Consider the following 24,436-nt stretch of genomic DNA (forward strand, 5'->3'; position numbering starts at 1 on the left):
TCTGCAGGCACGCGAGGTACTTCGTTACCTTACCTAATCGTTGACGATTTCTTGACGTGTCCCGATGCTCGTGCGGCCGGCTTCCTGACTCCGCGTCCAGGTCGCACAGGCCCTGCGCCTATGGTTGCTCCAGCGCTCCCGTGACCGCACAGACAGCCCGACAGCCCCTGCCGCTCGCGAAGGACAGCAAGGACAGCGATGCCCGCGAATACCACCGCCTCCTCCGAGGAGACCACCGGCAAGTCCAGCCGGAAGAAGGGGCGCCGAGCCCGACTGCTCGTGATCGTCCTGGCTCTGGCCCTCGTCGGAGGCGTCGGATTCGGCGCGTACTGGGGCGTCAGCACCGTGCGCGCCTCCCTCCCGCAGACCACGGGCTCGATCACGCTCAAGGGGCTCTCCGGTCCCGTCGACGTGAAGCGGGACGCCTACGGCATTCCGCAGATCTACGCCTCGTCCGACGCGGACCTGTTCATGGCCCAGGGCTTCGTGCAGGCGCAGGACCGCTTCTGGGAGATGGACGTACGCCGTCATACGACCTCCGGGCGGCTCTCCGAGATGTTCGGCAAGAGCCAGGTCAAGACCGATGAATTCCTGCGCACCCTCGGCTGGCACCGGGTGGCGCAGCAGGAGTACGACTCCAAGCTCTCGCCCGAGACGAAGAAGTACCTCCAGGCGTACGCCAGGGGGGTCAACGCCTACCTCGGCGGCAAGGACGGCAAGGACATCTCCCTGGAGTACGCCGCCCTGGGCTTCACCAACGACTACAAGCCCGAGAAGTGGACCCCGGTCGACTCGGTTGCCTGGCTCAAGGCGATGGCCTGGGACCTGCGCGGGAACATGCAGGAGGAGATCGACCGCTCCCTGATGACGAGCCGCCTCGGCCCGTCCCAGATCAAGGACCTGTACCCCGAGTACCCCTACGCCCTGCACCAGCCGATCGTCACCGACGGCTCCTACGACCCGGCCACCAAGAAGTACGACCCGAAGGCCGCCCACAGCCAGTCCCAGGGCGGCAGCGCGGGCCCGTCGCTGGCCGGCGGCAGCACGGCGCCGCAGGGCACCTCCACGCAGCTGTCCAAGCTCTCCGCCGCCCTGGAGACCGTCCCCGCGTCCGTCGGCCCGAACGGCAACGGCATCGGGTCGAACTCCTGGGTGGTCTCCGGCGCGCACACCATCACGGGCAAGCCGCTGCTCGCCAACGACCCGCACCTGGCGCCGCAGCTGCCGTCCGTCTGGTACCAGATGGGCCTGCACTGCCGGTCGATCTCCAGCACCTGCGGCTACGACGTCTCCGGCTACACCTTCGCCGGCATGCCCGGCGTGGTCATCGGCCACAACCAGAACATCGCCTGGGGCATGACGAACCTCGGCGCCGACGTCTCGGACCTGTATCTGGAGAAGTTCGCCGGCGACGGCTACGAGTACGACGGCAAGGTGCTGCCGTTCAGGACGCGCACCGAGACGATCAAGATCGCCGGGGGCGGCCAGAAGAAGATCGTCGTCCGGGAGACCAACAACGGTCCCCTGCTCTCCGACCGCAGCGACGAGCTCGTCAAGGTCGGCAAGAAGGCCACCGTCGACACCGGCGCACCCGACCGCGGCGACGGCTACGGTGTCGCGCTGCGCTGGACGGCGCTGAACCCGGGCAAGTCGATGGACGCGGTCTTCGAGCTGGACCGGGCGTCGGACTGGGGGCAGTTCCGCAAGGCGGCGGCGTCCTTCGAGGTGCCCTCGCAGAACCTGATCTACGCCGACACCCAGGGCAACATCGGCTACCAGGCGCCCGGGCGGATCCCGACCCGCGCCGACGGCAACGACGGCTCGCTGCCCGCCCCGGGCTGGGACCCGCACTACCGCTGGACCGGCTACATCCCGCAGGGCGCGCTGCCCTACGAGTTCAACCCGAAGCGCGGGTACATCGTGACCGCCAACCAGGCGGTCGTCGACCCGAAGAAGTACCCGTACACGCTCACCTCGGACTGGGGCTACGGCTCGCGCAGCCAGCGGATCGCCGATCTGATCGAGACGAAGATCAAGGGCGACGGCAAGATCTCCACCGAGGACATGCGCCAGATGCAGACGGACAACAGCAGCGAGATCGCCAAGCTGCTGGTGCCCAAGCTGCTCAAGATCGACGTCTCCGACAAGTACGTCCGCCAGGCGCAGGAGCTCCTGGAGGGTTGGAACTACACCCAGGACCCGGACTCGGCCGCGGCCGCGTACTTCAACTCGGTCTGGCGCAACATCCTCAAGCTCTCCTTCGGCAACAAGCTCCCGAAGGAGCTGCGCGTCGACGGGCAGTGCCTGTGGGTCGAGCCGGCGGACAACACCGGTCCGGTCGACGAGGACCGCAAGGTGCGCGAGTGCGGCGAGCGGGACACGGACACGGCGCAGCCGGACGGCGGTGACCGCTGGTTCGAGGTGGTCCGCAGGATCATCGACGACGAGCACAACGACTGGTGGAAGGCTCCGGCGACCCGCCGCGACAAGGCGACCACGACCCGGGACCAGCTCTTCAAGCGGGCCATGGAGGACGCCCGCTGGGACCTGACGGCCAAGCTCGGCAAGGACGTCGACACCTGGAGCTGGGGCCGGCTGCACCAGCTGGAGCTGAAGAACCAGACCCTCGGCACCGAGGGTCCCGGCGCCCTGAAGTTCGTGCTCAACCGCGGCCCGTGGAAGCTCGGCGGCGGCGAGGCCGCGGTCGACGCGACCGGCTGGAACGCGGCCGGCGGCTACAGCGTGATCTGGGTGCCGTCGATGCGCATGGTGGTGAACCTCAAGGACCTCGACAAGTCCAGGTGGATCAACCTCACCGGTGCGTCGGGCCACGCCTACAGCGCGCACTACACCGACCAGACCGACAAGTGGACCAAGGGCGAGCTGCTCCCCTGGGACTACTCCGCGAAGGCGGTCGGCGCCGGCACCCAGGACACGCTGGTCCTGAAGCCGTGACGCCCGGCCGGCGCACGCCGAAGGCCGCGACGTCCGGCACATGAAGAACGGCCTCCCACGCGCGGGAGGCCGTTCTTCATGTGGCACGGGGCCGCCCGCCGCAGGGGGCGCTCACGGCGCGAGCGCCCCCTGCGAGCAGTTCCCCAGCAGCTTCTCCGGCCGGGCGGCCACGCTCCTGCCGCAGTCCTCCACCGAGTGCACACCGCCCCGGACGGCCGTCGACACCAGGTCGGTCCTGACGGGCCCCGTGCCGGTCCCGCCGTCGGCGAGTGCGGGTGCCGCGGCGCCGACGAGGGCGCCCAGGACGGCGGCCGACGACAGGGCCAGGGTGCTGATTCTCTTGGTCATGCATGGGCCAACCCCGCGCGGGCCGCCGGGGGTACGCGCGAGGGCGCGGCCTCATCCGGACGTGGGACCGCCGGTCCGCGGAAAGCGCCGCACTCCCGACGGCGTGACGACCGCGTGGACGGGCCGGTCGTGGGGCTCCTCGGGGACCCGTTCCACGATCTCCGCGTCGTACAGCAGCACCACCAGGGCGGGGTCCGCGCCGGCGCGCTCCAGGCGGGCCAGTACGCGGTCGTAGGAGCCGCCGCCGCGGCCCAGGCGCATCCCGCGCGCGTCGACGGCGAGCCCGGGCAGCAGCACGGCGTCCGCCGCCACGACGGCGTCGGGGCCGAGCCGCTCGCCGCGCGGTTCCAGGAGGGCCATCTTCCCGGCATGGTGGATCTCTTCCAGGCCACCCGCTCCGGCGTACGCGCCCCAGTCCAGGTCGTTGTCGGGCAGCAGCACCGGCAGCAGGACGCGCACCCCGCGCGCGTGGAGGGCGTCGAGCAGCGCGAGGGTGCCCGGCTCGGTCCCCACGGAGACGTACGCGGCGACCGTCCGCGCCCCGGCGAGCTCCGGCAGCTCCAGGGCGCGCACGGCCAGGACCTGCGCGGTTTCCCTGACGTCATCCGCCGTCAACCGGCCCCTCACCGTCAGGAACTCCCGCCGCAACATTCGCTTGTCAGACTCGGGCTCACCCTCGGCGTGACGCATGGTGTGCTCACAAACCCCTCTCAAACGGCGCACAGGTGTCATACAGGTGCCAATTATCTGGAGTCACAGATTCCGTACATTCTCACCGGATATGGTGGCGGGCATGACTGAGTCGCACCCCAGGATCAGCAAGGCTGTCATTCCCGCAGCAGGTCTCGGTACCCGGTTCCTGCCGGCCACCAAGGCCACTCCCAAGGAGATGCTGCCGGTCGTCGACAAGCCGGCGATCCAGTATGTGGTCGAGGAGGCCGTGTCCGCGGGCCTCGACGACGTCCTCATGGTCACGGGTCGCAACAAGCGCCCCCTCGAGGACCACTTCGACCGCAACTACGAGCTGGAGTCGGCCCTGCAGAAGAAGGGCGACGCCGGCCGGCTCGCCAAGGTCCAGGAGTCGAGCGACCTCGCGCAGATCCACTACGTGCGCCAGGGCGACCCCAGAGGACTCGGTCACGCCGTCCTGTGCGCCGCCCCGCACGTAGGCCACGAGCCCTTCGCCGTCCTCCTCGGCGACGACCTGATCGACCCCCGTGACCCCCTGCTCGCGCGCATGGTCGAGGTGCAGGAGCAGCGCGGCGGCAGCGTCGTCGCGCTCATGGAGGTGGAGCCCGAGCAGATCCACCTCTACGGCTGCGCGGCCGTCGAGGCGACCGACGAGGGCGACCTCGTGAAGGTCACCGGCCTGGTCGAGAAGCCCGACCCGGCCGACGCGCCCAGCAACTTCGCGATCATCGGCCGGTACGTCCTCGACCCGCACATCTTCGACATACTGCGCAAGACCGAGCCCGGCCGCGGCGGCGAGATCCAGCTCACCGACGCCCTCCAGCAGCTGGCCGCCGACGAGAAGGTGGGCGGCCCGGTGCACGGCGTGGTGTTCAAGGGACGGCGCTACGACACCGGCGACCGCGGCGACTATCTGCGTGCCATTGTCAGACTCGCGTGCGAACGTGAAGATCTGGGACCGGAGTTCCGGACCTGGCTTCGCAGGTATGTCACCGAGGAGATGTAGGCCTTTGAGCAGTTCCACACCGCCCGCTGCCGGTCACGACCCGGACCTCTGGTCGGTGACCGAGCATCTGGAGGACATCCTCGGGACCGTTCGCCCGCTGGAGCCCATCGAGCTCCAACTCCTCGACGCCCAGGGCTGCGTGCTCGTCGAGGACGTCACGGTGCCCGTCTCGCTGCCGCCGTTCGACAACAGCTCGATGGACGGATACGCGGTCCGGGCCACCGATGTCGCGGGCGCGAGCGAGGAGTTCCCGGCCGTGCTGACCGTCGTCGGCGACGTGGCGGCGGGCCAGGGCGAACAGCCGGCCGTCGGTCCCGGCGAGGCCGCCCGGATCATGACCGGGGCGCCGCTGCCGCCCGGGGCCGAGGCCGTCGTCCCCGTCGAGTGGACCGACGGCGGGCTCGGCGCCGGCCCCGTCTCCGGCATGCGCGCCCACAGCGCGGCGCCCGACGGGGCGTCCGGCCAGGTGCAGGTGCACCGCCCGGCGGAGCCCGGCGCGCATGTGCGCGCGCTGGGCAGCGACGTCCGCGCGGGCGATCGCGCGCTGGAAGCCGGCACGGTCCTCGGCCCCTCGCAGATCGCGTTGCTCGCGGCGATCGGCCGCGGCACCGTCCGGGTGCGCCCGCGCCCGCGCGTGGTGGTCGTGTCCACCGGCAGCGAACTCGTCCAGCCCGGCGAGCCCCTGCGCAACGGCCAGATCTACGACTCCAACAGCTTCGCCCTCACCGCGGCCGCCCGTGACGCCGGCGCGATCGCCTACCGCGTCGGGGCCGTGGCCGACGACGCCGACACCCTGCGCGCCACCGTCGAGGACCAGTTGGTCCGCGCCGACCTGATGGTCACCACGGGCGGCGTCAGCGTCGGTGCGTACGACGTCGTCAAGGAGGCCCTGTCGCACGTCGCCGAGGAGGACGAGGCGGGCAGCGGCATCGAATTCCGCAAGCTCGCCATGCAGCCCGGCAAGCCGCAGGGCTTCGGCACGATCGGACCCGACCACACCCCCCTGCTCGCCCTGCCGGGCAACCCGGTGTCGTCGTACGTCTCCTTCGAGCTCTTCGTACGCCCCGCGATCCGCACGCTCATGGGGCTCCCGGACGTCCACCGGCCGACCGCCCGGGCCACCCTGAGCTCCGACAAGGCGCTCGGCTCGCCCGCGGGCAAGCGGCAGTTCCTGCGGGGGCGGTACGACGCCGAGGCGGGCACCGTGACGCCGGTCGGCGGCAGCGGTTCGCATCTGATCGCCGCGCTCGCCCACGCCGACGCGCTGATCGTCGTCCCCGAGGACGACACGTCCGTCGAGCCCGGCACGGAGGTCGAGGTGGTCCTGCTGGGCTGAGCCCGGCCCAGGGCTGTGAAGCCCTGCCGGGCCGGTCCCGCGGGGGTTCCGGTTCTCCGCCGGGCCGGTCCCCCAGTGGCTTCCGGCTCCCGCCGGGCCGGGGCCCGCGGGCACTTCCGTGGTCCTCCCGGGGGACACCCGCCGGAGGTTCCGGTGGCCCGCCGGGCGTGCAGGCGCCGCCCGCGCGGTCGCGGTGCGCCCGCGCGCGGTACCGTGTCGCACACCACAGGCCTCCGCGCCGCACCGCGGTGGGCCCGGACCGGGAGCGCCACACCACATGACCGCGATTTCCCGGGGGGAGACCCCCGGACCCTCCGAGCAGGGCGAGCAGCACCAGCAGGGGCGGCTCACACACATCGACGAGGCGGGCGCCGCGCGCATGGTCGACGTGTCGGAGAAGGACGTCACCGCCCGCACCGCACGCGCCAGCGGCCGCGTCCTCGTCTCGCCGCGCGTGGTCGAGCTGCTGCGCGGCGAAGGGGTCCCCAAGGGCGATGCCCTGGCCACGGCCCGTATCGCGGGCATCATGGGCGCCAAGCGCACCCCCGAGCTGATCCCGCTCTGCCACCCGCTGGCGGTCTCCGGCGTCAAGGTCGACCTCGCGGTCGCGGACGACGCCGTCGAGATCACGGCCACCGTGAGGACCACCGACCGCACCGGTGTCGAGATGGAGGCCCTGACCGCGGTCTCCGTGGCCGCGCTGACCGTGATCGACATGGTGAAGGCCGTCGACAAGGCCGCCGTCATCACCGACGTACGGGTGGAGGAGAAGTCGGGCGGGAAGTCCGGCGACTGGTTCCGCTCAGGGGGCGCGGCGTGAACGCCGCCGCGGGCACCCCGAAGCCCTACCGCGCCCTCGTCGTCACCGCGTCCAACCGCGCGTCGGCCGGGGTGTACGAGGACAAGGGCGGCCCGGTCCTCGTCGAGGGGCTGCGCGGTATGGGGTTCGAGGTCGACGGACCGCAGGTCGTCCCCGACGGCTACCCCGTCGAGCAGGCCCTGCGCGAGGGCGCGACGGCCGGCTACGACGTCATCCTGACCACGGGCGGCACGGGCATCTCGCCCACCGATCGCACCCCCGAGGCCACCCGCCGCGTCATCGACCACGAGGTGCCGGGCATTCCGGAGGCGATCCGGGCGTTCGGAGGGGTGAAGGTACCGACGGCGGCGCTGTCCCGGGGCGTCGCCGGGGTCGCCGGGCGCACGCTGATCGTGAACCTGCCGGGTTCCACCGGCGGAGTGCGCGACGGAATCTCCGTGCTGGAGCCGCTGTTGATCCATGCCGTGGACCAGCTGCGCGGCGGTGACCATCCGAGACCCAGCGGGAGCCCGAGCTGAACAGCCCATCCTGGCCCGTCGAGCTGGTGGACGGCGATGTCGCCCTCCGCCCGATAAAGCTGCGCGACCAGCGGGCGTGGCGGGAGGTCAACAGGCGCAACCGGGACTGGCTGCGCCCCTGGGAGGCGACCATTCCGCCGCCCACGCCGAGCGGGCCCATCGCGCACCGGCCCACCTACCGCCAGATGGTCCGGCATCTGCGGGCCGAGGCCCATGCGGGCCGGATGCTGCCGTTCGTCATCGAGTACCAGGGCCGGCTCGTCGGACAGCTGACGGTCGCGGGGATCACCTGGGGTTCCATGTGCTCGGGCCACGTCGGCTACTGGGTGGACGAGGCCGTCGCCGGCCGCGGCGTCATGCCGACGGCCGTCGCGCTGGCGGTCGACCACTGCTTCCGCACGGTGGGCCTGCACCGGATCGAGGTCTGCATTCGCCCCGAGAACGGGCCCAGCCGCCGCGTCGTGGAGAAACTGGGATTCCGTGAGGAAGGGCTTCGCCCCCGGTATCTGCACATCGACGGGGCCTGGCGCGACCACCTTGTCTTCGCGCTCACCGTCGAGGAAGTGCCGGAAGGGCTGCTGTACCGCTGGCACCAGGCGCGATCCGGGAACTCGCCGCGGAAATGAGCGGCCGCTCGGCAAATCCCCATCGCTTCCGAATAAATGTTCGAAAATAAAGCGAGAAGTGGTCGCCACCGATCGTCGGAGGGCATTGTTTCGGGCCCGGCTCGACCTGGTGATCGCACCAGTCGCACAAAAAGCTCGGAATATCAGCCAGATCGTGCGACACACCGGCCGAATTGGCAGATGGCCTCACGCAAACCCCTCTACCGTGTGAGGCGTGAGCAGCAGCGGCCTCATCTACGCAGTCATTGTCGGGGCCTGGGCCGCCTACCTGGTGCCGATGTGGCTCCGTAGGCAGGACGAGCTGAACGAGGCCCGTCCGACGGAGCGCTTCAGCACCGCCATCCGGCTCCTGTCCGGACGGGCGGCCATGGAGCGCCGGTACGCCAAGGACCTGAGGGCACGCTCGACCGACGAGGGCGAGCCGTGCGTCGACCCGGACGCCGTCACCGACTCGGTGGACGTCCGGGCCTTCGCCATGCCTCCGGCCCGGGACCACACCCGGGTCGAGGTGCGGGCCGACGTGCGCGACGCGGACGACGCGTCCGACCAGGGCCGCCCGAAGGCGAAGCCCAAGGCGCCCCCCGAGACCTCGCGTCCCGAGGGCCGTCCCGCGCCGCGGTTCGCCGCCGGGCGGCGGCCCGCCCGACCCGCCTCCGCCGAGGCAGCCGCGCGCGCCCGGCGTACCAAGGTGCTCGCGCGTCGTCGGCGGACCACGGTGCTCCTGTTCCTCGCGTTCACGCTCGGCGCGATCGTCGCCGCCGTCGGGGGCCTCACGTTCCTGTGGGCACCGGCCCTGCCTGCCGTGCTGCTGAGCGGGTACATCGCGTATCTGCGGTCGCAGGAACGGCGGCGCTTCGTCTACACCATGGACCGGCGCCGGGCCGAGGCCGCGGCCAAGCGACTGCGCGAGAGCCATCCGCGCCGCCGCCCGCCGGCCGAGACGCCCGTCGCCGACGAACCGGAGGAGGGACCCGAGCCGGAGAGCGACCCCGGCCTCGCCACCCTCGCCGCCGACCGCCGCGCGCTCGTCGAACAGACCGACCACGCGGAGTGGGTGGACCAGCAGCGCGAGCGCCGGCGCGGCCCCGCGCACGGCGACAGCTGGGACCCGGTTCCGGTTCCGCTGCCCACGTACGTCACCGCGCCGGTCGCCCCCCGCGCCGGCGGCAGCGTCGACCTGGGCGCGCCGGACACCTGGAGCTCGGCGCGGTCGAGTGCCGTGGAGCCGGCCCAGGAGCGCGAGGCGGAGGAGGCCCACGCGGCCCCGGAGGTCCCGGCGTCGGATCAGCCGCCGGGCGCCGGCCGCCGGGGCTCGCGCCGCCCCCGCGAGCGGGGCCGCACCCCTCTCTTCGACCAGTACGCGGACGGTGACCGTCCCCGCGCGGCCAACGAGTGAGACCGCGCCCGGGACCGGCCGGGCCGCTCGCTGACCAGCGAGGAGGCCCGCCGGGAACGGATTTCCAAGCACCCGCGTGGGGATGCTAGAGTTTCACTCGTTGCAAGGGCCTGTGGCGCAGTCCGGTAGCGCACCTCGTTCGCATCGAGGGGGCCAGGGGTTCAAATCCCCTCAGGTCCACTGCAATTGAACCCCGTCGGAATGATCCGGCGGGGTTCTTGCCATGCGGGGCGCCGCCCCGCGGGTGGCCCCGTGAGGGGCCCGCACGGATCGGGCGGCGGGCCGCCTCAGTCCACCAGCGGCTTGGCGAAGCAGCGGCTCTCCTGGTGGAAGCGGTAGTAGCCGAACTTGGCGCAGGGTTCGTAGCCGCTCGACGCGTAGAGGGAGATGGCCTCGGGCTGTCTGGCGCCGGTCTCCAGGACCATGCGGGTGCGGCCCGCGCCCCGGGCGTCCTCCTCAAGAGCGGCGAGCACGCGCCGCGACAGACCCCGGCCGCGGGCCTCCGGGACGACGTACATGCGCTTGAGCTCGGCGTCGCCGTCCGCGTAACCCTCGTCGTTCTCGTTCTGCGTGCGCCAGCCTCCGGTGGCGACCGGGGTGTCCGTCGTGTCGTACACGACGAGATACAGGCCGCGCGGCGGCTCGAACATCTGGGGGTCGAGCGGCGTCACATCGCCCTCGTCCTCGTAGCGCTCGGCGTACTCGAGCTGGACGCGGTCGTTGAGCTTGACGGCGTCGGGATGGTCGAAGGGGACGCGACGTATATTCATGCGCTTCAGTGTACTTCTATGCGATCGACGGGGGCAGGCTGTCGTACGGGTCCCTGCCAGTGTGCCGGTAGGGTGCCCGGATGCTCACTGTGACCTCCGCCAATGTGAACGGACTGCGGGCCGCCGCCAAGAAGGGTTTCGTGGAGTGGCTCGCCGGGACCTCCGCCGATGTGCTCTGCCTCCAGGAGGTACGGGCCGAGGCGGCGCAGCTCCCCGAAACGGTCCGTGAGCCCGCGGGGTGGCATGCCGTGCACGTTCCCGCCGCCGCGAAGGGGCGTGCGGGTGTGTCCCTCTATACGCGGCGCGCGCCGGAGCGCATGCAGATCGGATTCGGCTCCGCCGAGTTCGACGGCAGCGGGCGGTACGTCGAGGTGGACCTGCCCGGCGTCACGGTCGCGAGTCTCTATCTGCCGTCCGGCGAGGTCGGCACCGAGCGGCAGGACGAGAAGGTCCGCTTCATGGACGAGTTCCTGGCGTATCTGAAGGCGCTGCGCGAGCGCGCCGCCGCCGACGGGCGCGAGGTGCTGGTGTGCGGCGACTGGAACATCGCCCACCGCGAGGCCGACCTCAAGAACTGGCGCAGCAACCAGAAGAACTCCGGCTTCCTGCCGGAGGAGCGCGCCTGGCTGGGCCGGGTACTCGACGAGGGCGACGGCGGCTACGTCGATGTCGTACGCGCCCTGCATCCGGATGCCGAAGGGCCCTACTCGTGGTGGTCGTACCGGGGCAAGGCCTTCGACAACGACAGCGGATGGCGCATCGACCTCCAGGTGTCGACGCCGGGGCTCGCGCGTCGCGCGGTGAAGGGGTTCGTGGAGCGGGCCGCCAGCTACGACCTGCGGTGGTCCGACCATGCGCCGGTGACGGTGGTCTACGACCTCCAGGGGTGAGGCCCCGGACCTCCGGCGGCCCCGCGGCCCGGCGTCCGGCCGTCCCGCCGTACGCCGGGCGGGCCGGGCCCGGCTCAGGCCCCGTTGCGTCGCTGCGCGGCCAGCCGGCGGTCCAGGGCCAGGGAGAGTTCCGCCTCGACCACGCTCTTCGCCAGCGGGCGGAGGCGTTCGATGTCGGACTCCCTTGCGTGTGCGAGGACCATGTCGGCGAACAACTCGGCCATCGCGTCGGCGTGTTCGCGCACGCGCCGGCCCGCCTCCAGGACCGCGGCGAGGGGGATGCCCTCGTGGACGAGTGCGGACGACACGTCGAGCAGGCGGCGGCTGACGTGGACGATCTCCTCGCCGTCGGTGCCGAGGTAGCCGAGGTCGAGGGCGGCGGCGAGGTTCTCCGGGGTGACCTGGCCGGCGAAGTGGTCGGCGAGCTCCCCGGGGGTGAGGCGGACCGGGATCTCCTCGGTGGGGGCGCCGAGTCCGAGCAGCTCGCCCACGTCGCGGCCGTGGTCGAAGGCCTCGGCGAGTTCGGCGATGCCGCTGAGGGTGTGACCGCGCTCCAGGAGTGCCGCGATGGTGCGCAGCCGGGCCAGATGGTGGTCGTCGTACCAGGCGATGCGGCCCTCGCGCCGGGGTGGCGGGATCAGCTTGCGCTCGCGGTAGAAGCGCAGGGTGCGCACCGTGATGCCGGCTTCCCTGGCCAGCTCCTCCATGCGGTACTCGCGCTTCCCTGATCCCTCTGTCACGGGATCAGCCTATGTTCTGCACGGGTCGTACCGCGGGTAACTCCCTCGTCCCGACCCCTACCCATGAGTACCGCGCTGCTCTACGCTCCTCATCGCGCCAGTGTTTACTGGCGGAATCGCGGCAAGGGAGGCGCCGGTATGGCGGGGACGACCGGGGAGAGGGCCGGGAAGACGGCAAGGGCGACGACCGGGGCGTCGGGGCCGTCCGGGAAGGGGGAGCGGGGAAGCGGGCGCGAGCACGTCCGGGTGGCCGTGATCGGGTCCGGTTTCGGGGGGCTCGGGGCCGCGGTCCGGCTGCGCCGCGAGGGCATCACCGACTTCGTGGTGCTGGAGCGGGCCGGCGCGGTCGGCGGCACCTGGCGCGACAACAGCTACCCGGGCTGCGCCTGCGACGTGCCCTCGCATCTGTACTCGTTCTCGTTCGCGCCCAACCCCGACTGGCCGCGCACCTTCTCCGGGCAGGAGCACATCGCGGCGTACCTGGAGCACGTCGCCGACGTGTACCGGCTGCGCCCGCACATCCGCTTCGACTCCGAGGTGAAGCTGATGCGCTGGGACGCGGACGAGCTGTGGTGGGAGATCGAGACGACCAGGGGGGCCACGCTGACCGCCGACGTCGTGGTCTCCGCCACCGGGCCGCTCTCCGACCCCAAGGTCCCGGACATCCCGGGCCTCGACACCTTCCCCGGCAAGGTCTTCCACTCGGCCCGCTGGGACCACGACTTCGACCTCACGGGCAAGCGGGTCGCCATGATCGGCACGGGGGCGTCGGCGATCCAGATCGTGCCCGCGATCCAGCCGGACGTCGCCAGGCTGACGCTGTTCCAGCGCACCCCGCCGTGGGTGATGCCGCGCGCCGACCGGAACATCACGGGCGTGGAGCGCTGGCTGCACCGGCAGCTGCCGTTCACCACCCAGGCCCGCCGCGGCCTCCTGTGGGGCATCCGGGAACTCCAGGTCCAGGCGTTCACCAAGCGCCCCGACGAACTCGGCCTGATCGAGCGGCTCGCCAAGCGGAACATGGCCCGTGCCGTCAAGGACCCGGCGCTGCGTGCCAAGTTGACGCCGACGTACCGGATCGGCTGCAAGCGGATCCTGCTCTCCAACACCTACTACCCGGCGCTCGCCCGGCCCAATGTGGACGTGGTCGCGAGCGGCCTCGCCGAGGTCCGCGGCTCGACCCTCGTCGCCGCCGACGGCACCGAGACCGAGGCCGACGCGATCGTCTTCGGCACCGGGTTCCACGTCACCGACATGCCGATCGCCGAGCGGGTGGTGGGCGCCGACGGCGGCACGCTCGCCGAGAGCTGGAAGGACGGCATGCGGTCGCTGCGCGGCGCGACCGCGGCAGGCTTCCCCAACTGGATGACGATCATCGGCCCCAACACCGGGCTCGGGAACTCCTCGATGATCCTGATGATCGAGTCCCAGCTGAACTACATGGCCGACTATCTGCGCCAGCTCGGTGTGCTCGGCGGCCGGGTCGCCCTCGGTGCCCGCCCGGACGCCGTCACCGCCTGGAACGACAAGGTCCAGGAGCGCATGAAGCGCACGGTGTGGAACACCGGCGGCTGCACCAGCTGGTACCTCGACGCCAACGGCGTCAACACGACCGTATGGCCCGGTACGACAACGGAGTTCCGCACCGCCACGCGCCGTGTCGACCTCGCCGAGTACGAGGTGATCCGGCCACCCAGGGCCGAGGAGCCGGCGGCCGCGGGGACGAGGACCGGGGCGCAGGGGGCCGCGGACGGCGCGGCGGCCCGCAAGGGTGCCCGTACGAAGAAGGTGGAGGCGGGGGCATGAGCAGACTGACCCATGTGACGTCCGGGCCGTTCGCGCCGCCGGCGCCCGCACAGGAGCTGACCGCGGTCTCCGCCGACGGCTCCCGGCTGCACGTCGAGGTGCACGGGCCCGAGGGCGCGCCGGCCGTGGTGCTCTCGCACGGCTGGACCTGTTCGACGGCGTTCTGGGCCGCACAGATCCGCGCCCTCGCCGACGGCCACCGTGTCATCGCCTACGACCAGCGCGGCCACGGGCGCAGCCCGGCACCCGGCGGGCACGGCGGATACAGCACGCGGGCGCTCGCCGACGACCTGGAGGCGGTGCTCGCCACGGCCCTGGAGCCCGGGGAGCGCGCCGTGCTCGTCGGGCACTCCATGGGCGGGATGACGATGATGGCGGCGGCGGACCGGGCGAAGTTCCACGAGCACGCGGCGGCCGTGCTGCTCTGCTCCACCGGAAGCTCGCAGCTGGTGGCCGAGTCGCTGGTGGTGCCGCTGCGCGCGGGGCGGCTGCGGACCCGTGTCACCCACGCCGTCCTCGGCTCGCGGGCGCCGCTCGGACCGGTGACACCGCTCGCCAGGAAGATCCTGCGGTACGCCACGATGAGCCCGGGGGCCGCCGCGGACAAGGTCGACGTGTGTGCCCGGATCGTGCACGCCTGCCCGCGCACCGTGCGGCACGGCTGGTCGCAGGTGCTGGCCGGGCTCGACCTGGACGCCGGCGTGCGGCGGCTGAGCATGCCGACGGCGGTCGTCGTGGGTACGGCCGACCGGCTGACGCCCGTCGTGCACACGCGGAGTCTGGTCGCCGCGCTGCCGCAGTGCGTCGGCGTCACCGAGCTGACCGGGCTCGGCCATATGACACCGGTGGAGGCCCCGGAGGCGGTCACCGGCCGGATAAGGGAACTCGTCGAGACGTACGTGCAGGTGAAGGGGGCAGCGTCAGCATGAGCAGGGTGAGTCTGGAAGGTCAGGTCGCCGTCGTCACGGGTGCCGCCCGTGGAGTGGGCGAGCTGCTGGCCCGCAAGCTGTCGGCCCGCGGGGCGCGGATCGCGCTGGTCGGGCTGGAGCCGGACGCCCTCAAGGAGGTGTCCGGGCGGCTGCACACCGACAGCGACCACTGGTACGCCGATGTCACCGACCACGAGGCGATGGCGCGGGTCGCGCAGGAGGTGAAGCAGCGGTTCGGAAAGGTCGACATCGTCGTCGCCAACGCGGGGGTCGCTTCGGGCGGGCCCTTCGTCGACTCGGACCCCGAGGCGTGGCGGCGGGTCATCGAGGTCAACCTGATCGGGTCGGCGGTCACGGCACGGGCGTTCCTGCCGGTGCTGATCGAGAGCCGTGGCTATCTGCTCCAGATCGCCTCGCTCGCGGCGATCACGCCGGCGCCGATGATGACCGCGTACTGCGCGTCCAAGTCGGGTGTCGAGGCGTATGCGCACAGCCTGCGGGCCGAGGTCGGCTACCGGGGCGTCAGGGTCGGGGTCGGGTATCTGTCGTGGACCGACACGGACATGGTCCGCGGGGCCGACCGTGACGACGTCATGCGGGAGCTCAGGCAGCGGCTGCCGTGGCCGTCCAACAAGACGTATCCGCTGGGACCCGCGGTCGACCGGATCGTCGCCGGCATCGAGCGCCGCTCGAGCCATGTCTACGCGCAGTGGTGGCTGCGCGGGATGCAGTCGGTGCGCGGATATCTGCCCGGGATCATCGGAGCCGTGGGGCAGCGCGAGATGCGGCGGTTCGAGCCGCGGCTCGGCAGCGTCTCCACCGGCCTCGTGGGGGAGGGCGGCGCCGCGGACGAGCGGGAGCGCGCCGGGCGTTAGCCCTGGGTGCGCGGGGGGCGGTAGCGGACCGTAACTGATCGAAATGCGATGTATGTCCGGGCGTGTCAGTCTGGTCGAGGCCCGATCCCCTCACCCACTACGGGAGTGAAACTCATGGGCATGCAGGATCAGTTCAAGGACAAGGGCGAGCAGCTCGCCGAGCAGGCCAAGCGGAAGGCCGGCGGTGCCAAGCAGGGTGGGCAGCGTCAGTCGCCGCAGCGCCCCTCCTCGCAGGAGCGTTCGCACCAGCAGCCGCAGTCGCGTCGTCCGCAGATCCAGGAGGACGAGGCCGAGCGGACCACCCGTGAGGACCGGGATCGACAGGACATGGACTACGACGCGTAGTTGACGTCACGTCGGCCAACGCAGGGGCGCACCTCTTTCCGGGGTGCGCCCTTCGCGGTGCGGGGCCGGCCGGGGTGCCGGGTGCCGCGCAGGTGTGGCACGGCGGCGGGCGGCGGTGTTCACCGCGGCGGCAGCTTCGGGCGGGACCGGTCGGGGACGTCCGAGTAGTCGGGCGGCGTGGCGGCGGAGTGTTCGGTGAGCAGGTCCAGGGCCACCTGGACGGCGTCGTCGAGGCCCGCGTGACGGCCCTCCGCCCAGTCCAGGGGCGTGCGCAGGACCGCGATGTCGGGGTCGACACCGTGGTTCTCGATGGCCCAGCCGTACGCGTCGAACCAGGCCGCGTTCATGGGAACGGTGATCACCGTGCCGTCGCCCAGGCGGTGCCGCCCCGTCATGCCGACGACCCCGCCCCAGGTGCGCTGGCCCACCACCGGGCCGATTTCGAGCAGTTTGAAGGCCGCCGTGATCATGTCGCCGTCCGACGACGTCGCCTCGTCGGCGAGGGCCACGATCGGGCCGCGCGGGGCGTTGGAGGCGTACGACACCGGCTGGGCGTTCCGGGTCAGGTCCCAGCCCAGGATGGTCCGGGTCAGGCTCTCCACCACCAGCTCGCTGATGTGGCCGCCCGCGTTGCCGCGCACGTCCACGATGAGCGCGGGGCGGGTGACCTCCATGCGCAGATCGCGGTTGAACTGGGCCCAGCCGGAGCCGCCCATGTCGGGGATGTGCAGATAGCCGCAGTTGCCGTCGCTCAACTCCCGTACCACCTCGCGGCGTTTGGCCACCCAGTCCTGGTAGCGCAGGGGTCGCTCGTCGATGAGGGGGATCACCGCGACCCGGCGTGAGGGGCCCTCGCCCTCGGCCGGGGCGAAGGTCAGTTCGACGGTGGTGCCGCCCGCAGCGGCGAGCAGCGGGTACGGGCCCGTCACCGGGTCCACCCGCCGGCCGTCGATATGGGTGAGGGCCGCACCCTCGCGGATCCCGGTGCCCGCCAGCGGTGAGCGGGCCTTGGAGTCCGACGAGTCGCCGGGCAGGATGCGCTTGACCACCCAGTGGTCGCCACGGCGCACCAGGTTGGCGCCGAGCAGGCCGATGGCGCGCTGGTAGTGCGGGGGGCCCTCGTTGCGGCGCGCGGGCGTGACGTAGGCGTGGGACGTGCCCAGTTCGCCGAGCACCTCGCGCAGCAGGTCCGCGAACTCGTCGGGGGACGCGACGCGTTCGACCAGCGGCCGGTACTGGTCGAGCACCCCCGACCAGTCGATGCCGCACATGTTCGGGGCCCAGAAGTAGTCGCGGGTGATCCGTCCGGCCTCGTCGAACGCCTGCCGCCACTCCGCCGTCGGGTCGACCTCGTGCAGGATGCGGCGCAGGTCGATCCAGACCGTCGAGTCCAGGTCCCCGGGCTCGGTGGCGGGCACCGCCTTCAGCTCACCGCTGTCCGCCACGACGAGCCGGGTGCCGTCGCCGCTGACCGCGAACATGTCCAGATGCGGGACGAGTTCGGCCTTGCGGGCCTTGACGATGTCGAAGTGCTCGAGGGTGGGGCGGACCGAGGGGTCGGCCGGGTTGACGAAGGTCTCGCCGAGCGCGCCCGAGATGGGCCACCGCAGCCACACGAGCCCGCCTCCCGCCACCGGGTGCAGGGCCGAGTACTTGGACGCGGCCACCGGGAAGGGGGTGACCCGGCTCTCCAGTCCCTCCGCCTCGACGGTGACGTACCCCTCGCCGCCCTCCTCCTCGGCCTCGGTCGGGTCGAGGCCGCCCGCCGCGGGGCGGCCGTCCGGCAGCAGTGCGAAGGGGGAGGGGGTGGCGGAGGAGAGGGGGACGAGATAGGGGCGGCAGCCCAGCGGGAAGGACAGGTCGCCGGTGTGGACGTCGTAGACGGGGTCGAAGCCGCGCCAGGAGAGGAAGGCCAGATAGCGGCCGTCGCGGGTGAAGACCGGACTCTCGTCCTCGAAGCGGCCGTTGGTGACGTCGACGATCGTCCGTGGTCCCGGCCCGGTGATCCGCGCCATCTTGATCTTCCGCAGGGAGCGTCCGATGTGCGGGTGCGACCAGGTCAGCCAGTCCCCGTCGGGGGAGAAGGCCAGGTCCCGCACGGGGCCGTTGTCGGACCGGATCACCTCGATGACCTCGGGCGGGGACTCCTCGTCCGGGGAGGGTTCGCCCCCTGCCTCCTCGCCCACGGTGAGCAGCAGCAGCCGGCCGTCGTGCGCCGCGATCGCGAGCCGCTCGCCCTCCGGGTCGGAGACCATTTCGAGGACCCGGCCGAGCAGGCCTGACGCCAGTCGCCGCGGCTCCCTGACGCCGCTCGCGCGCGGCAGATAGGCGATCTCGACGGCGTCCTCGCCGTCCGCGTCGGTGACGTAGGCGACCTGTCCGCCCGTGCCCAGCATCTCCGGCAGCCGCACCCGCACCCCGGGGGTGTCCGCGATGGTGCGGGCGGGCCCGTCGCGGTGCGTGAGCCAGTACAGGCTGCCGCGTACGACGACGGCGCTGGCCCGGCCGGTCGTGTCGACGGACAGTCCCTCGACGTTCTGCGAGGCAGGCACCTGGTAGGGGCGGCGCCCGGTGCGCGGACCGCCGAGGCGTACGTCGAGCATGCGCGGTACCGAGTCGGGGGTCAGCGCGTCGACGATCCACAGGTCACCGGCGCACTGGTAGACGACGCGCCGGCCGTCGGACGCGGCGTTGCGGGCGTAGAAGGCGTCGTGGTCGGTGTGGCGGCGCAGGTCGGAGCCGTCGGGCAGGCACGAGTACAGGTTGCCGATGCCCTCGTGGTCGGAGAGGAAGGCGATCCGGCCGTCGACGAACATCGGTGACGCCAGGTGGCCTTCGACGTCCGGCAGCAGCCGTTCGCCGTGCAGCCAGAGCCGTCCCATGGCGCCGCCGCGGTACCGCTTCCAGGAGGCGGGCTCGTGCGGCGGCTTGCCCGTGAGAAGCAGGGTCAGATGCTTGCCGCCGACGTCGGCGATCGCGATGTCGTGGACCGGGCCCCAGGGCAACTTGTCGCCTGGTGAGCCGTCGGTGGGGACGCGGTAGGCCCAGCTGAAGTAGGAGAACGGCTGGCCGTGCGAGCCGACGGCCAGGATGTCGGGGTGGCCGTCCTTCTCGGGCGGGGCCCAGCCGCAGACGCGGGTGTCGGTGCTGCCCCAGTACGTCAGCTGCCGGGTCGGGCTGCCGCCGTCGACCGGTGCAAGATGGATCTCCGGGTCGAGGCTGCGCCAGTTCGTGAACGCGATCAGGGTGCCGTCCGGCGAGAACCGCGGGTGGCTCACCTTGGTCCGGTCGACGGTGAGCCGCCAGGCCCGCTCGTCGCAGGTGCCGTCGGGGGTGAGGGGAGCCAGCCACAGGTCGTCCTCGGCGGCGAAGCAGAGCCGGTCGCCGTGCAGATGGGGAAATCGCAGATAGGCGTGGTCGCCGTGTGCGTCGCTCACCTACTCATGCTTGGCCGGTCGGCAGGCCGCGGCAACTCGTGGCGCGAGGGCGGGCCGGGCCCGTACCGGGTGCAGGCGCCCGGGCCGGTGCCGGGAGCCGTCCGGGCCCGTGCGCGCAAGGCCGTGCCGGCCTGTGGTGGCAAGGCCGTCCCGGCCTGTGGCACAGCACACGTACGAAACGGTTTCGTTTCGCTAGGCGGTGGGGTAGCTTTGAGGCGTACGAAACCGTTTCGTACGGAGCGGGAGGCAGGCATGGCCGAGGCCCCACGGCGCAGCAGGATCACGCCCGAGCGTGAGGCCGAGCTGTACGAAGCCGTGCTCGACCTGCTCCGGGACGTCGGGTACGACGCGCTCACCATGGACGCCGTCGCCGCCCGCACCCGGTCCAGCAAGGCCACCCTCTACCGCCAGTGGGGGAGCAAGCCCGAGCTGGTCGTCAAGGCGTTGCGGCACCGCAAGCCGGTGTGCCTCGCCGAGATCGACACCGGGAGCCTGCGGGGCGACTTCCACGAGATGGCCAGCCGTGAGGACGACTGCCGGATGGCGGAGGACTCCGCGCTGATGCGGGGCCTGGCCATGGCGGTGCACGACAACCCCGATCTGCACAAGGCGTTCCGCGAGCTGCTGATCGAGCCGGAGATGACCGGCCTCGACCAGCTGCTGCTGCGCGCCGTGGAGCGTGGCGAGGTCGCCGCGGACAATCCCGCACTGCGTCTCGTCGTCCCGATGTTCGTCGGAGCCTTCGTCGCCCGGCCGCTCATCGAGAACGTGCCCGTCGACAAGGCCTACCTCACCACGTACATCGACGCCGTGGTCCTCCCCGCCCTCGGCGTCTGACCCGCCCCAGTCCTTCCGCACCTCGTTTCCTGACGCGACCGCTCACGTCGTCGGGCCGATGACCCCTGCCCCGTTGACCCACGACCTGACCGGGAGTACGCCCCCGTGGCCACGTTCCTGTACCGACTCGGCCGACTCGCCTTCCGGCGACGGCACTTCGCCGCCCTGATATGGGTGGCCCTGCTGACCCTCGCGGGTGTCGGCGCCGCCAACGCACCGGCGCCGGGCACCACCTCCTTCTCGATCCCCGGCACCGAGGCGCAGCACGCCTTCGACCTGCTGGAGAAACGCTTCCCCGGCACCACGGCGAACGGCGCCACCGCCCGGGTCGTCTTCCATGCGCCCCACGGCGAGAAGATGACCGACCGCGACAACAGGTCCACCGTCGAGAAGACCGTCAAGAAGCTCGGCTCCGGCTCCGAGGTGGCGCGGGTCGCCGACCCGTTCCGGGCCCGGACCATCAGCAAGGACGGCAGGACCGCCTACGCGCAGGTCTCGTACAAGGTCTCCGGCATGGAGCTGAAGGACTCCTCGCGCGACGCGCTCAAGGACGCGGCGCAGGACGCGCGTGCGTCGGGGCTGACCGTCGAGGTCGGCGGTGACGCGCTCCAGGCGGTCCCGGAGACCGGGGCCGGCGAGGTCGTCGGCATCGGCATCGCCGCGGTCGTCCTCGTGATCACCTTCGGCTCGCTGCTCGCGGCCGGGCTGCCGCTGGTCACCGCCCTGATCGGCGTCGGCATCGGCGTCTCGTCGATCGCCGCGCTCGCCAGCACCCTCGACCTGGGCTCGACCACCTCCACGCTGGCCACGATGATCGGCCTCGCCGTCGGCATCGACTACGCGCTCTTCATCGTCTCCCGCTACCGCGCCGAACTCGCCGAGGGCCGGGAGCGCGAGGAGGCCGCGGGCCGGGCCGTCGGCACCGCGGGCTCCGCCGTCGTCTTCGCCGGACTGACCGTCGTCATCGCCCTGGTCGGCCTCGCCGTGGTCAACATCCCGATGCTCACGAAGATGGGCGTCGCGGCGGCGGCCACCGTCGCCATCGCCGTCCTCATCGCCCTCACGCTGATCCCGGCCCTGCTCGGCTACGCCGGCAGGCGGGTGAAGCCGATGGGCGAGAAGAGCAGGCTGCTCGGCGGGGGCCGCGCCAAGGCGAAGGCGGCCGCCGGCAAGCCGAACATGGGCACCCGCTGGGCCAGCTTCGTCGTCCGCCGCCCGGTCGCCGTGCTGCTCCTCGGCGTCATCGGGCTCGGCGCGGTCGCCGTCCCGGCCGCCTCGCTCGAACTCGGCCTGCCCGACGACGGTTCGCAGCCGGTGTCGACGACCCAGCGCAAGGCCTACGACCTGCTCTCGGACGGCTTCGGCCCCGGCGTCAACGGCCCGCTGATGGTCGTCACCGACACCCGGGACGCCAAGAACCCGAAGGCCGCCGTCGGCGAGGTCGCCAAGAAGGTCAAGGGTCTGCCCGACGTCCAGGTGGTGACCCCGCCGACGTACAACAAGGCCGGGGACACCGCGATGATCAGCGTCGTCCCCGACTCCAAGCCGAGCAGCACGAGGACCGAGGACCTGGTCCATGCGATCCGCGGCGAGCGGGGCGAGATCGCGTCGGACACCGGTGCGAAGATCATGGTCACCGGCACCACGGCCATGAACATCGACGTCTCGCAGAAGCTGAACGACGCGCTGCTGCCCTATCTGGCGCTGGTCGTCGGTCTGGCCTTCCTGCTGCTGATCGTGGTGTTCCGCTCGGTGCTCGTGCCGCTGAAGGCCGCGCTCGGCTTCCTGCTCTCCGTGCTCGCCGCGCTCGGTGCGGTCGTCGCGGTCTTCCAGTGGGGCTGGCTCGGCTCCCTGTTCGGGGTCGAGCAGACCGGCCCGGTCATGTCGATGATGCCGATCTTCATGGTGGGTGTCGTCTTCGGTCTCGCGATGGACTACGAGGTGTTCCTCGTGACGCGGATGCGTGAGGCGTACGTCCACGGGGAGCGGCCCGGGCAGGCGATCGTGACCGGGTTCCGGCACGGGGCGCGCGTGGTGACCGCCGCGGCCGTCATCATGATCGCCGTGTTCTCCGGGTTCATCGGATCCAGCGAGCAGATGGTCAAGATGATCGGGTTCGGGCTCGCGGTCGCCGTCTTCTTCGACGCGTTCGTGGTGCGGATGGCGATCGTGCCGGCGGTGCTGGCGCTGCTCGGCCGGGCGGCCTGGTGGCTGCCGCGGTGGCTGGACCGGGCCCTGCCCAACGTGGACGTCGAGGGCGAGGGGCTGCGTACCGGGGCCGAGGACCGCTCCCAGGGCGACCCGGACCCCGACGGCGAGCGGCAGCTGGCGCGCGTCTGAGCCTCCCGCGGACTCCCACGGACGGTGCCCCTTCCCGGTTGCGGGAAGGGGCACCGTCCGTCGACGAGGAGCTAGCGGACCGCGGACGCCGTGGCGGAGTAGATGCGGTTCAGGAAGCGGATCAGGGTCGAGGAGTCGAACCAGACGACCGCGGTGCCCTCGCGGGAGTGCAGCTCGATCACGGTCTGGACCCGTCCGCAGGGCCAGATCCGCACATCACCCCCCGTGGCGGGGGCCCGCAACCCCTCCTCCAGGAGCTCGCGCGCGAACAGCCAGTCGTTGCGGGCGTCCCCGGGGGCGCCGGGCAGCCGCAGCCGGACGAGGTTCGGATCGGAGTCGGGGTCGTAGCGCAGCGCCACGGGCACCGGACGCTCGCCCACCGCGGAGTCCGTGGCGATGTGGGCCCGTGCGTGCTGCTCGATGGCGGCTGACATCGTCCGACTCCTCACCCTCGTTGTGCACACGGTTCCCGTGCACCGGTGCACCCCGGCCCGGCTGTGTGCCCGGCCCTGTCCTTCGACCCAGTGACGTATGTCCTTTAATGTCCCATATTTCCAGGTTTAATCCTCGGGATATTCGGCCTCGATGCGCTCTTGCAAGCAGTTCGCAATAAGGCACTATCATCGAACGGTTCCAGACAACGGCCGAACTCCCACCCTCGGAGCCCGCTCATGCATGTCCCCGACGGATTCATCAACGCACCCGTCTCGGCGGTCACCGGTGTGGTGGCCGCGGGCGCCGTCGCCGTCAGCCTGCGCGGAGCCCGGCGCGAGCTGGACGAACGGACCGCGCCGCTCGCGGGCCTGGTCGCCGCGTTCATCTTCGCCGTGCAGATGCTGAACTTCCCGGTCGCCGCGGGGACCAGCGGCCATCTGCTCGGCGGGGCGCTCGCGGCGATACTTGTCGGGCCGTACACCGGGGTCCTCTGCGTCTCCGTCGTGCTCCTCATGCAAGGTGTCCTCTTCGCCGACGGCGGTCTCACCGCGCTGGGCGTGAACGTCACCGACATGGCGATCGCGACGACCGTCGTGGCCTATGCCGTCTTCCGTGTCCTGGTGAAGCTCCTGCCCCGTCGGCGGCGTTCCATCACCGTGGCGTCCTTCACTGCCGCGCTGGTGTCCGTACCGGCCGCGGCCGTGGTGTTCACACTGATCTACGCCATCGGCGGCACCACGGACGTGCCGATCGCCAAGGTCGCGACCGCGATGGTCGGCGTCCACGTCCTCATCGGCATCGGCGAGGCCGTCATCACCGCCCTCACGGTCGGCGCGGTCATCGCGGTCCGGCCCGACCTGGTGTACGGGGCCCGCGGCCTCCAGCAGCAGCTGAAGCTGCGGGTCGGCGGGGAACTGGTCGATGCCCCGGCCGCCGCCCCCGTCGCCGTGCCCGCAGCCCGCTCCTCGCGCAAGGTGTGGATCGCCGGCATCGCCACCTCCCTCGTCCTCGCGGGCTTCGTCAGCTACTACGCCTCCGCGAGCCCCGACGGCCTGGAGAAGGTCGCGCACGACCAGGGCATCGACACGAAGGAGCAGAAGCACGCGTCCGAGGACTCGCCGCTCGCCGGGTACGGGGTCAAGGACATCGCCGACGCCCGGCTCTCCGGCGGCCTCGCCGGCGTGATCGGCGTCGGGGCGACGGTCGTCGCCGGCAGCGCGGTGTTCTGGGTGCTGCGCCGCCGCCGCAGCGCCGATGCGGGCCCGGCGTCGCTGCCCGAAGGCGTCTGACATGGCTGCCGAGTCCGAGCGCGTCGCATCCGGGGGTGCCGCACCCGT

Annotated in this window: 21 protein-coding genes and 1 tRNA gene; 16 read left to right on the plus strand and 6 right to left on the minus strand. The window is 71.8% G+C overall.

Annotated elements, in window-relative coordinates; all coding sequences use genetic code 11:
• Positions 1 to 198 precede the first annotated feature (198 nt).
• Complete coding sequence (locus ACWCP6_RS07985) at positions 199 to 2,955, plus strand: penicillin acylase family protein (protein WP_450931507.1); 2,757 nt, start codon at positions 199 to 201, stop codon at positions 2,953 to 2,955.
• A gap of 111 nt (positions 2,956 to 3,066) precedes the next feature.
• Here the strand turns inward: ACWCP6_RS07985 and ACWCP6_RS07990 are convergent, their stop codons facing one another.
• A complete protein-coding gene (locus ACWCP6_RS07990; RefSeq protein WP_450931508.1) occupies positions 3,067 to 3,303 on the minus strand; it encodes a hypothetical protein in 237 nt (78 codons plus the stop codon).
• A 51-nt stretch (positions 3,304 to 3,354) separates the two neighbouring features.
• Positions 3,355 to 3,954 (minus strand): 5-formyltetrahydrofolate cyclo-ligase, encoded by a 600-nt coding sequence (locus tag ACWCP6_RS07995; RefSeq protein ID WP_450931587.1) that lies wholly within the window; start codon positions 3,952 to 3,954, stop codon positions 3,355 to 3,357.
• A gap of 142 nt (positions 3,955 to 4,096) precedes the next feature.
• Here ACWCP6_RS07995 and galU point away from each other — a divergent pair, with 142 nt between their 5' ends.
• The 7 genes from galU to ACWCP6_RS08030 all read left to right on the plus strand — a co-directional run bounded on the left by galU (position 4,097) and on the right by ACWCP6_RS08030 (position 9,875).
• Positions 4,097 to 4,999: a UTP--glucose-1-phosphate uridylyltransferase GalU gene (gene galU, locus ACWCP6_RS08000; RefSeq protein WP_450931509.1), complete on the plus strand. Its 903-nt coding sequence runs from the start codon at positions 4,097 to 4,099 to the stop codon at positions 4,997 to 4,999.
• Entirely contained in the window at positions 4,980 to 6,335 is a 1,356-nt protein-coding gene (gene glp / locus ACWCP6_RS08005) for a molybdotransferase-like divisome protein Glp (RefSeq protein WP_450931510.1), read from the plus strand. The genes galU and glp overlap by 20 nt, the downstream gene beginning before the upstream one ends.
• 277 nt (positions 6,336 to 6,612) lie before the next feature.
• Complete coding sequence (gene moaC / locus ACWCP6_RS08010) at positions 6,613 to 7,155, plus strand: cyclic pyranopterin monophosphate synthase MoaC (protein ID WP_450931511.1); 543 nt, start codon at positions 6,613 to 6,615, stop codon at positions 7,153 to 7,155.
• Positions 7,152 to 7,673, plus strand: a complete 522-nt coding sequence (locus tag ACWCP6_RS08015; RefSeq protein WP_450931512.1) for a MogA/MoaB family molybdenum cofactor biosynthesis protein — start codon at positions 7,152 to 7,154, stop codon at positions 7,671 to 7,673. Before moaC ends, ACWCP6_RS08015 begins: the two co-directional genes overlap by 4 nt.
• 26 nt (positions 7,674 to 7,699) lie before the next feature.
• Positions 7,700 to 8,299 carry a GNAT family N-acetyltransferase gene (locus ACWCP6_RS08020; protein WP_450931513.1) on the plus strand — a complete coding sequence of 200 codons (600 nt, stop codon included), beginning with the start codon at positions 7,700 to 7,702 and terminating at the stop codon, positions 8,297 to 8,299.
• Positions 8,300 to 8,513: 214 nt separating this feature from the next.
• Complete coding sequence (sepX, locus tag ACWCP6_RS08025) at positions 8,514 to 9,695, plus strand: divisome protein SepX/GlpR (RefSeq protein WP_450931514.1); 1,182 nt, start codon at positions 8,514 to 8,516, stop codon at positions 9,693 to 9,695.
• A 106-nt stretch (positions 9,696 to 9,801) separates the two neighbouring features.
• Positions 9,802 to 9,875, plus strand: a tRNA-Ala gene (locus ACWCP6_RS08030).
• Between the two features lie 107 nt (positions 9,876 to 9,982).
• On the opposite strand, the gene ACWCP6_RS08035 is transcribed toward ACWCP6_RS08030, so the two are convergent.
• Complete coding sequence (locus ACWCP6_RS08035) at positions 9,983 to 10,465, minus strand: GNAT family N-acetyltransferase (RefSeq protein ID WP_450931515.1); 483 nt, start codon at positions 10,463 to 10,465, stop codon at positions 9,983 to 9,985.
• Between the two features lie 80 nt (positions 10,466 to 10,545).
• Here ACWCP6_RS08035 and ACWCP6_RS08040 point away from each other — a divergent pair, with 80 nt between their 5' ends.
• Positions 10,546 to 11,355 carry an exodeoxyribonuclease III gene (locus tag ACWCP6_RS08040; RefSeq protein ID WP_450931516.1) on the plus strand — a complete coding sequence of 270 codons (810 nt, stop codon included), beginning with the start codon at positions 10,546 to 10,548 and terminating at the stop codon, positions 11,353 to 11,355.
• Between the two features lie 74 nt (positions 11,356 to 11,429).
• Here the strand turns inward: ACWCP6_RS08040 and ACWCP6_RS08045 are convergent, their stop codons facing one another.
• Positions 11,430 to 12,062, minus strand: coding sequence for a MerR family transcriptional regulator (locus tag ACWCP6_RS08045; protein ID WP_450931588.1), 633 nt, complete (start codon positions 12,060 to 12,062; stop codon positions 11,430 to 11,432).
• Between the two features lie 171 nt (positions 12,063 to 12,233).
• Here ACWCP6_RS08045 and ACWCP6_RS08050 point away from each other — a divergent pair, with 171 nt between their 5' ends.
• The 4 genes from ACWCP6_RS08050 (at position 12,234) to ACWCP6_RS08065 (ending at position 16,050) form a co-directional block, all read left to right on the plus strand.
• Positions 12,234 to 13,901, plus strand: a complete 1,668-nt coding sequence (locus ACWCP6_RS08050; protein WP_450931517.1) for a flavin-containing monooxygenase — start codon at positions 12,234 to 12,236, stop codon at positions 13,899 to 13,901.
• Positions 13,898 to 14,830, plus strand: a complete 933-nt coding sequence (locus tag ACWCP6_RS08055; protein WP_450931518.1) for an alpha/beta fold hydrolase — start codon at positions 13,898 to 13,900, stop codon at positions 14,828 to 14,830. The genes ACWCP6_RS08050 and ACWCP6_RS08055 overlap by 4 nt, the downstream gene beginning before the upstream one ends.
• Complete coding sequence (locus ACWCP6_RS08060; protein ID WP_450931519.1) at positions 14,827 to 15,705, plus strand: SDR family oxidoreductase; 879 nt, start codon at positions 14,827 to 14,829, stop codon at positions 15,703 to 15,705. The genes ACWCP6_RS08055 and ACWCP6_RS08060 overlap by 4 nt, the downstream gene beginning before the upstream one ends.
• A gap of 120 nt (positions 15,706 to 15,825) precedes the next feature.
• Positions 15,826 to 16,050 carry a hypothetical protein gene (locus ACWCP6_RS08065; RefSeq protein ID WP_450931520.1) on the plus strand — a complete coding sequence of 75 codons (225 nt, stop codon included), beginning with the start codon at positions 15,826 to 15,828 and terminating at the stop codon, positions 16,048 to 16,050.
• A 119-nt stretch (positions 16,051 to 16,169) separates the two neighbouring features.
• On the opposite strand, the gene ACWCP6_RS08070 is transcribed toward ACWCP6_RS08065, so the two are convergent.
• Positions 16,170 to 19,487 (minus strand): S41 family peptidase, encoded by a 3,318-nt coding sequence (locus ACWCP6_RS08070; protein ID WP_450931521.1) that lies wholly within the window; start codon positions 19,485 to 19,487, stop codon positions 16,170 to 16,172.
• 252 nt (positions 19,488 to 19,739) lie between these two features.
• Between ACWCP6_RS08070 and ACWCP6_RS08075 the strand changes: the two genes are divergently transcribed.
• Together ACWCP6_RS08075 and ACWCP6_RS08080 are read left to right on the plus strand one after the other, a co-directional pair.
• The gene (locus tag ACWCP6_RS08075) at positions 19,740 to 20,324 is read left to right on the plus strand and encodes a TetR/AcrR family transcriptional regulator (protein WP_450931522.1); all 585 of its coding nucleotides are present in this window, start codon (positions 19,740 to 19,742) and stop codon (positions 20,322 to 20,324) included.
• A 105-nt stretch (positions 20,325 to 20,429) separates the two neighbouring features.
• Positions 20,430 to 22,664: an MMPL family transporter gene (locus ACWCP6_RS08080; RefSeq protein WP_450931523.1), complete on the plus strand. Its 2,235-nt coding sequence runs from the start codon at positions 20,430 to 20,432 to the stop codon at positions 22,662 to 22,664.
• A 71-nt stretch (positions 22,665 to 22,735) separates the two neighbouring features.
• On the opposite strand, the gene ACWCP6_RS08085 is transcribed toward ACWCP6_RS08080, so the two are convergent.
• Entirely contained in the window at positions 22,736 to 23,098 is a 363-nt protein-coding gene (locus tag ACWCP6_RS08085; RefSeq protein ID WP_450931524.1) for an SsgA family sporulation/cell division regulator, read from the minus strand.
• A gap of 237 nt (positions 23,099 to 23,335) precedes the next feature.
• Between ACWCP6_RS08085 and ACWCP6_RS08090 the strand changes: the two genes are divergently transcribed.
• Positions 23,336 to 24,388 (plus strand): energy-coupling factor ABC transporter permease, encoded by a 1,053-nt coding sequence (locus ACWCP6_RS08090; RefSeq protein ID WP_450931525.1) that lies wholly within the window; start codon positions 23,336 to 23,338, stop codon positions 24,386 to 24,388.
• The last annotated feature ends 48 nt before the right edge of the window (positions 24,389 to 24,436 follow it).

The organism is Streptomyces sp. NPDC002004 (assembly GCF_053593975.1).

Bases quoted from the DNA above. Each gene is read 5' to 3' on its own strand.
- ACWCP6_RS07985 (WP_450931507.1), top strand. From the start codon at position 199: ATGCCCGCGAATACCACCGCCTCCTCCGAGGAGACCACCGGCAAGTCC.
- ACWCP6_RS07990 (WP_450931508.1), bottom strand. From the start codon at position 3,303: ATGACCAAGAGAATCAGCACCCTGGCCCTGTCGTCGGCCGCCGTCCTG.
- ACWCP6_RS07995 (WP_450931587.1), bottom strand. From the start codon at position 3,954: ATGTTGCGGCGGGAGTTCCTGACGGTGAGGGGCCGGTTGACGGCGGAT.
- galU (WP_450931509.1), top strand. From the start codon at position 4,097: ATGACTGAGTCGCACCCCAGGATCAGCAAGGCTGTCATTCCCGCAGCA.
- glp (WP_450931510.1), top strand. From the start codon at position 4,980: ATGTCACCGAGGAGATGTAGGCCTTTGAGCAGTTCCACACCGCCCGCT.
- moaC (WP_450931511.1), top strand. From the start codon at position 6,613: ATGACCGCGATTTCCCGGGGGGAGACCCCCGGACCCTCCGAGCAGGGC.
- ACWCP6_RS08035 (WP_450931515.1), bottom strand. From the start codon at position 10,465: ATGAATATACGTCGCGTCCCCTTCGACCATCCCGACGCCGTCAAGCTC.
- ACWCP6_RS08040 (WP_450931516.1), top strand. From the start codon at position 10,546: ATGCTCACTGTGACCTCCGCCAATGTGAACGGACTGCGGGCCGCCGCC.
- ACWCP6_RS08045 (WP_450931588.1), bottom strand. From the start codon at position 12,062: ATGGAGGAGCTGGCCAGGGAAGCCGGCATCACGGTGCGCACCCTGCGC.
- ACWCP6_RS08050 (WP_450931517.1), top strand. From the start codon at position 12,234: ATGGCGGGGACGACCGGGGAGAGGGCCGGGAAGACGGCAAGGGCGACG.
- ACWCP6_RS08055 (WP_450931518.1), top strand. From the start codon at position 13,898: ATGAGCAGACTGACCCATGTGACGTCCGGGCCGTTCGCGCCGCCGGCG.
- ACWCP6_RS08060 (WP_450931519.1), top strand. From the start codon at position 14,827: ATGAGCAGGGTGAGTCTGGAAGGTCAGGTCGCCGTCGTCACGGGTGCC.
- ACWCP6_RS08065 (WP_450931520.1), top strand. From the start codon at position 15,826: ATGCAGGATCAGTTCAAGGACAAGGGCGAGCAGCTCGCCGAGCAGGCC.
- ACWCP6_RS08075 (WP_450931522.1), top strand. From the start codon at position 19,740: ATGGCCGAGGCCCCACGGCGCAGCAGGATCACGCCCGAGCGTGAGGCC.
- ACWCP6_RS08085 (WP_450931524.1), bottom strand. From the start codon at position 23,098: ATGTCAGCCGCCATCGAGCAGCACGCACGGGCCCACATCGCCACGGAC.
- ACWCP6_RS08090 (WP_450931525.1), top strand. From the start codon at position 23,336: ATGCATGTCCCCGACGGATTCATCAACGCACCCGTCTCGGCGGTCACC.